Genomic DNA, 6,417 nt, shown 5'->3' on the forward strand with positions numbered 1-6,417 from the left:
GCGCGCTTCCCCAACCTGCTGGTCAACGGCGCCGGCGGCATCGCGGTCGGCATGGCGACCAACATCCCGCCGCACAATCTCGGCGAGGTGCTCGCCGCCTGCCGCGCCTATATCGCGGCAAGTCTTTCCGGCGCCGGGATCACCAACGAAGAGCTGATCGAGATCGTCCCCGCGCCCGATTTCCCCACCGGCGCGCTGATCCTCGGGCGCGGCGGCGCGCGCAGCGCCTATACCGTCGGGCGCGGATCGATCATCATGCGATCGCGCCACGAGATCGAGACCGGGCGGGGCGACCGCCGCTCGATCGTGCTCACCGAAATCCCCTATCAGGTCGGCAAGTCGGGGCTGGTCGAGGGCATCGCCGAGGCCGCCAAGGACAAGCGCATCGAGGGCGTCTCGGACATTCGCGACGAGAGCAACCGCCACGGCGTCCGCATCGTCATCGAATTGAAGCGCGACGCGACGCCCGAGGTCGTGCTCAACCAGCTCTGGCGGCACACGCAGGCGCAGTCGAGCTTCCCGGCCAACATGCTGGCGTTGCGCGGTGGCCGGCCCGAGCTGCTGACGCTGCGCGACATCATCGAGGCGTTCGTCCGCTTCCGCGAGGAGGTCATCACCCGCCGCTCGAAGTTCGAATTGCTCAAGGCCCGCGATCGCGCGCACATATTGCTCGGCCTCGTGCTCGCGGTATCGAACCTCGACGAGGTCGTCGGGATCATCCGGGGATCGAGCGGCCCGCCGCAGGCGCGCGAGCGGCTGCTGGCGCGAAGCTGGCCGATCGCCGAGATCGCGCCCTATATCCGGCTGGTCGAGGCGTTCGACGCCGCCGTCGAGGGCGACACCTATACGATGACCGAGGCGCAGGTCCGCGCGATCCTCGCGCTGCGCCTCTCCAGCCTCACCGCGCTCGGCCGCGACGAGATCGGCGGCGAGCTCGAGCAGCTCGCCGCCTCGATCACCGAGCTGCTCGAAATCCTCGCCAACCGCGCGCGGCTCTACGAGGTGATGGTCGCGGAGCTCGACGTGATCGACGCCGCCTTCTCCACGCCGCGCCGCACCGAGATCGCCGCCGGCGGCGACGATATCGACGACGAGGATCTGATCGAGCGGCAGGATATGGTCGTGACGGTCACGCTCGGCGGCTACATCAAGCGCACCCCGCTCGATACGTTCCGCACGCAGGCGCGCGGCGGCAAGGGCCGCTCCGGCATGGCGACCAAGGACGAGGATGCCGTCACCAAGCTGTTCGTCACCAGCACGCACACGCCGGTTTTGTTCTTCTCCACCGCGGGCAAGGTCTATCGCCTCAAGGTGTGGAAGCTGCCCGAAGGCGCGCCGCAGGCAAGGGGGCGCCCGATGGTCAACCTCCTCCCGCTGGCCCCCGGCGAGACGATCTCGACCGTGCTGCCCCTGCCCGAGGACGAGGCGGAGTGGGGCAAGCTCCACATCCTCTTCGCCACCGCCAAGGGGCTGGTGCGGCGCAATTCGATGGACGCCTTCACCAACATCCGCACCGCGGGCAAGATCGCGATGCGCTTCGGCACCGATGAGGACAGCGAGGATGCGAGCGACCGGCTGATCGGCGTCTCGCTGCTCACCGAGGAGGACGATGTGCTGCTCGCCACGCGCGGCGGCAAGGCGATCCGCTTCGCCGCGACCGACGTCCGCGAATTCCAGAGCCGCACCGCCTCGGGCGTGCGCGGCGCGCGGCTGGCCGACGGCGACGAAGTGATCTCGCTCTCGATCCTGCGCGGCTTCGCGGCCTCGACCGAGGAGCGCGAGGCCTATCTGCGCGCCGCCCCCTGGAAGGACGACAAGGCCGGCGAAGTATCGCTTGGAGCGGAGCGTATGACCGAGTTTGCCGAAGCCGAGGAATTCATCCTCACCGTCTGCGCCAACGGCTACGGAAAGCGCTCCTCGGCTTACGAATATCGCCGCATCGGGCGCGGCGGCCAGGGCATCACCAATATCGACAATCTCGCGCGCAACGGCCCCGTCGTCGCCAGCTTCCCCGCGCATTCGGGCGAGCAGTTGATGCTCGTTACCGATCAGGCCAAGCTGATCCGCATGTCGGTCGGCGACACGCGGGTGATCGGGCGCGGATCGGCGGGCGTGCGGCTGTTCGACGTCGGCAAGGACGAGCATGTCGTCGCCGCCGCGCGCATCGAGGAAGCCGAGGAGGAGGCCGAGGGCGATCTGCGGCCCGAGGGCGACGCCGCCGCCGCGATCGATCCGATCCCCGATGCCGAGCCGGGCGAGGACTTGGCCGACGGCGGCGAGGCGGAATGAGCATGGCGGAGACGATCGCCTACAAGGTGCTGACCGCCGATCAGATGGCGGCGCTCGAGCAGGGCCGCTTCCGGGGCGCGCCGATCGATCTGGGAGACGGCTACGTCCACCTGTCGACCGCCGCCCAGCTCGCCGAGACGATCGACCGCCATTTCGCGGGGCAGACCGGACTGCACGTCGCGGCGGTCGACCTCGAAGCGCTGGGCGATGCGGTGAAGTGGGAAGCCTCGCGCGGCGGCCAATCCTTCCCCCATCTCTACGGCGCGCTGACGCTGGAAACCATACTCGCCTACGGTCCTCTGGAGCGCGAACCCGACGGCGCGATCAGGCTGCCCGTCGCGGGCTGACCACCTTTAGAGGCTGTCCTGTTCAAGCTGAACGTCACCCCGGCCTTGAGCCGGGGTCCCGCTTCTTCTTCAACGTTGGCAGGCAGCGGGACCCCGGCTCAGGCCGGGGTGACGAGAGTATAACGTCAACAGGACAGACCTAAACGTACAGATCTACCACCTCCGCCTCGGGCGCGACCGCGCGGATCAGCAGGCTGCGATGGCATCCCCCCGGCTCGCGCTCGTAGCACAGCAAGGCCGAAGGCTTCTCCGCCGCGAGATCGAGCATCCGCGCCGCCTGCGCCATCGCCTCGGGCAGTTCCAACTGCCCCGCATAGATGCGCTCCAGCATCTCCTGCCTGCCCTTGCGCGCCGCCTCGCGCCCCTCGGGGGGCGTGCCGAGCGCCCGGAGGTGGACATAATCGATCCCCGCCTCCGCCAGCCCCCGCGCGAGAATCGTCTTGGAGAAGCCGGGCCGGCGCGACAGCGGCACCGCGCGCACGTCGATCAGCCGTTCGACGCCCGCCGACGTAAGCGTCGCGATAATTTCGGCCTGCGTGGCCTTCTCATAACCGATCGTGAAAAGCTTCATGGCAAGCAAGTGGCGAGCAAGCTCCTCCCCTGCAAGGGGAGGTGGCAGCCCGCAGGGCTGACGGAGGGGTGTCCCCCTCTCGACAGCGCATCACCCCTCCGTCAGGCTTCGCCAGCCACCTCCCCTTGCAGGGGAGGATCGTCTCGCGTCCGCACCATTGGCCGCGTCCGACGCAGAGGCTGTCCTGTTCAAGCTGAACGTCACCCCGGCCTTGAGCCGGGGTCCCGCTTCTTCTTCGACGTCGGCCAAGCAGCGGGACCCCGGCTCAAGGCCAGGGTGACGAGTATATGTTCGAGCGGGATAAGCACCGAACCAGTCGGAGGTGACGCATGCGCGACAAGCCCCCCAGGGGCAAGGATCATTTCTCCGCGATCCGCTTCGCCGCCTCGATCAGCTCCACCGGCATCATCGCGATGATCGTGCTGTTATGTTCGACGCCGATCTCGGTCAGCGTCTGCAGCCGCCGCATCTCCAGCGCGCCGGGCGTGCCGCCGATCGTCGCCGCCGCGTCCGCCAGCGTCTGCGCCGCCTCCTTCTCGCCCTCGGCCTTGATGATCCGCGCGCGCTTCTCGCGCACCGCCTCGGCCTCGCGGCCGATCGCGCGCTGCATCTGCTCGGGAATGTCGAGATCCTTCATCTCGATCGAATCGACCACGACGCCCCAATGATCGCAGGCGCGCGCCAGCATGTCCTGCAACCTCTGGTTGATCAGGATGCGATCCTTGAGCAATTGATCGAGATCGCTCTGGCCGATCGCGTCGCGCATCGCGGTCTCCGCCGCCTGGATCACCGCATTGCCCCAGTCCTGCACCGTCGTCGTGACGAGCGTCGCATCCTTGGCGCGGAACCACAGCACCGCATTGACCTTCACCGGCACGCCGTCGCGCGTCACCGTCTCCTGCGTGTCGAGCACGCGGGTCACGGTGCGCAGGTCGACCTTCACGACGCGATCAATGAAGGGGATCAGCCAGAACCAGCCGGGGCCCTTGGCCTCGCCCAGCCGCCCGAGCCGGAACAGCACCGCGCGCTCATATTCCTGGTTCATCCCGAACGATTTGAACGCGGCGATCACCGCGGGCACGAGCAGTATCGCCAGCGGCACGCCGACGATCGGCAGCGCGTGCATCAGGGCCGGCACCATCACGTCTCTCCTTCGCCGGTTTGGAAAGCCCGGCGATCCCCTCTACTGCGGCGCGCGATGACGCACCAGATTCACATCGTCGGCGGCGGCCTCGCCGGTTCGGAAGCGGCGTGGCAGCTCGCCGAGCGCGGCTTTTCGGTGCGGCTGTCGGAAATGCGCGGCATCGAGGGCACGCCGGCGCACCAGACCGACAGCCTCGCCGAGCTGGTCTGCTCGAACAGCTTTCGCTCCGACGATCCCGATCGCAACGCGGTCGGCCTGCTCCATGCCGAGATGCGCGCGCTGGGTTCGCTGATCCTCGCGATGGCGGACGAACATCGCGTCCCCGCCGGATCGGCGCTGGCGGTCGACCGCGAGGGCTATGCCGAGGCGGTGACGCGCGCGATCGAGGCGCACCCCCGGATCGATCTGGTCCGCGAGCGCGTCGATGCGCTGCCGCAAGGGCCCGCGATCATCGCCACCGGGCCGCTGACCGGCGCGCTGCTCGCCGAGGCGATCAAGGCCGAGACCGGCGAGGAAGCGCTCGCCTTCTTCGATGCGATCGCGCCGATCGTCCACCGCGACAGCATCGCGATGCCTGTCGCCTGGTTCCAGTCGCGGTGGAACAAGGGGGATGGGCACGATTACATCAACTGCCCGATGAACCGGGACGAATATCTCGCCTTCCACGCCGCGCTGCTCGCCGGCGAGAAGGGGGCGTTCAAGGAGTGGGAGCGCGACACGCCCTATTTCGAGGGCTGCATGCCCGTCGAGGTGATGGCCGAGCGCGGGATCGATACGCTCCGCTACGGCCCGATGAAGCCCGTCGGCCTCGACGATCCGCGCACCGGGCGCTGGCCCTATGCGGTCGTCCAGCTCCGGCAGGATAATGCGCTCGGCACCCTGTGGAACATCGTCGGCTTCCAGACCAAGCTCAAGCATGCCGAGCAGGTGCGCATCTTCCGGATGATCCCGGGGCTGGAGAAGGCCGAATTCGCACGGCTCGGCGGCCTCCACCGCAACACCTTCCTGCAAAGCCCCAAGCTGCTCGATCCGACGCTGCGGCTGAAATCGCGCCCCGCGCTGCGCTTCGCCGGGCAGATCACCGGCTGCGAGGGCTATGTCGAGAGCGCGGCGATCGGCCTGCTCGCCGGGCGCTTTGCGGCGGCCGAGCTCGCGGGCGAGACGCTCGCCCCGCCCCCGCCCGAAACCGCGCTCGGCGCGCTGCTCGGCCATGTCACCGGCGGCGCCAACGCCGAGACCTATCAGCCGATGAACGTCAATTTCGGGCTGTTCCCGCCGATCGAGACCGTGGGCAAGGCGAAGAAGGCCGATCGCAAGCCGCTGATGGCCGCCCGCGCGCGCGCCGCGCTGCGGGAATGGCAGGCCGCGTGAAGCGCCAGGACGCGCCCCGGACGCGAAAGACAGCGCGACCGCGACGAGCATCAGGACGAGCGCCGCCATCGCTCCGCTGACCATCGCACCGCCTCCTTCCGAAGAAATATCGAACGAGGTCTGTACTTTATTTGTTCCGTTTTGTCAAGCGGAATCTTCGTCTCGATCGAAGCGCTACTCCAGCAACGCCAGAAAAGCCGCCGCCGCGAGAAAGTCGCCCCGCCGTGCCTCCCGCGCCTGCGCGGCGAGCTTATCCTCGCCCCACCGTTTCGCCTGCCAAAGCTCGTCGACATGCGTCGCCGCAAACGCCGCCTCCGCCTCGATCGCGCCCTCCGCCACCGCTAGCGCGGCCACCAGCGAGCCGCCGATCGTCACCAGCGGGTTCATCGCCGCGAGCGCGAAGCCGTCGCGCGCGCCGAGCGCTTCGCCGAGCCGCGCCACCGTCGCCGCTGGCTGGGGCCGATGGACCACCCCGCCGACGATTTCGAAATGCACGTCGTAGCGCTCGCGCGCCCAGCCGAGCAGCGGCTCCCAGGCTTCGGCCTCGGCCGCCACCAGTTCGGCGGGCGCCTCGGCGCGGTAGCAGAGCAGGTCGGTTTCGGCATAAGTCGCGAGCGTCGCGGCGAAGCGCTCCGGGTCGGGCATCACGCGATCGATCGCCGCATTGGCGAGCCCGGTGAAGGGCATCGCGCGCG

General features: G+C 68.8%; 6 protein-coding genes. 3 read left to right on the forward strand and 3 right to left on the reverse strand.

Annotation, left to right across the window (positions count from 1 at the left end; all coding sequences use genetic code 11):
* Together HUU94_RS08120 and HUU94_RS08125 are read left to right on the forward strand one after the other, a co-directional pair.
* On the forward strand, window positions 1–2,289 hold a 2,289-nt coding region (locus HUU94_RS08120), incomplete at its 5' end, for a DNA gyrase subunit A (protein WP_174274585.1).
* Between the two features lie 2 nt (window positions 2,290–2,291).
* Window positions 2,292–2,636 (forward strand): DUF952 domain-containing protein, encoded by a 345-nt coding sequence (locus tag HUU94_RS08125; RefSeq protein WP_174274586.1) that lies wholly within the window; start codon window positions 2,292–2,294, stop codon window positions 2,634–2,636.
* 139 nt (window positions 2,637–2,775) lie between these two features.
* Here HUU94_RS08125 and HUU94_RS08130 read toward each other — a convergent pair whose 3' ends face one another.
* Both HUU94_RS08130 and HUU94_RS08135 read right to left on the reverse strand, forming a co-directional pair.
* Window positions 2,776–3,207 carry a DUF488 domain-containing protein gene (locus tag HUU94_RS08130; protein WP_174274587.1) on the reverse strand — a complete coding sequence of 144 codons (432 nt, stop codon included), beginning with the start codon at window positions 3,205–3,207 and terminating at the stop codon, window positions 2,776–2,778.
* 358 nt (window positions 3,208–3,565) lie between these two features.
* Window positions 3,566–4,348 (reverse strand): SPFH domain-containing protein, encoded by a 783-nt coding sequence (locus HUU94_RS08135; protein WP_254602052.1) that lies wholly within the window; start codon window positions 4,346–4,348, stop codon window positions 3,566–3,568.
* Between the two features lie 57 nt (window positions 4,349–4,405).
* On the opposite strand from HUU94_RS08135, the gene trmFO reads away from it, so the two are divergent.
* Window positions 4,406–5,722: a methylenetetrahydrofolate--tRNA-(uracil(54)-C(5))-methyltransferase (FADH(2)-oxidizing) TrmFO gene (gene trmFO, locus HUU94_RS08140; protein WP_174274588.1), complete on the forward strand. Its 1,317-nt coding sequence runs from the start codon at window positions 4,406–4,408 to the stop codon at window positions 5,720–5,722.
* 174 nt (window positions 5,723–5,896) lie between these two features.
* On the opposite strand, the gene HUU94_RS08145 is transcribed toward trmFO, so the two are convergent.
* Window positions 5,897–6,417: ATP12 family protein (locus HUU94_RS08145; RefSeq protein ID WP_174274589.1), on the reverse strand; the 521-nt coding region annotated here is incomplete at its 5' end.

Source organism: Sphingomonas bacterium (assembly GCF_903644055.1).
Taxonomy (GTDB): Bacteria; Pseudomonadota; Alphaproteobacteria; order Sphingomonadales; family Sphingomonadaceae; genus Sphingomonas_I.

Excerpts from the sequence above, each read along its gene's own strand:
- HUU94_RS08125 (WP_174274586.1), top strand. The coding sequence starts at position 2,292 with ATGGCGGAGACGATCGCCTACAAGGTGCTGACCGCCGATCAGATGGCG.
- HUU94_RS08135 (WP_254602052.1), bottom strand. The coding sequence starts at position 4,348 with ATGGTGCCGGCCCTGATGCACGCGCTGCCGATCGTCGGCGTGCCGCTG.
- trmFO (WP_174274588.1), top strand. The coding sequence starts at position 4,406 with ATGACGCACCAGATTCACATCGTCGGCGGCGGCCTCGCCGGTTCGGAA.
- HUU94_RS08130 (WP_174274587.1), bottom strand. The coding sequence starts at position 3,207 with ATGAAGCTTTTCACGATCGGTTATGAGAAGGCCACGCAGGCCGAAATT.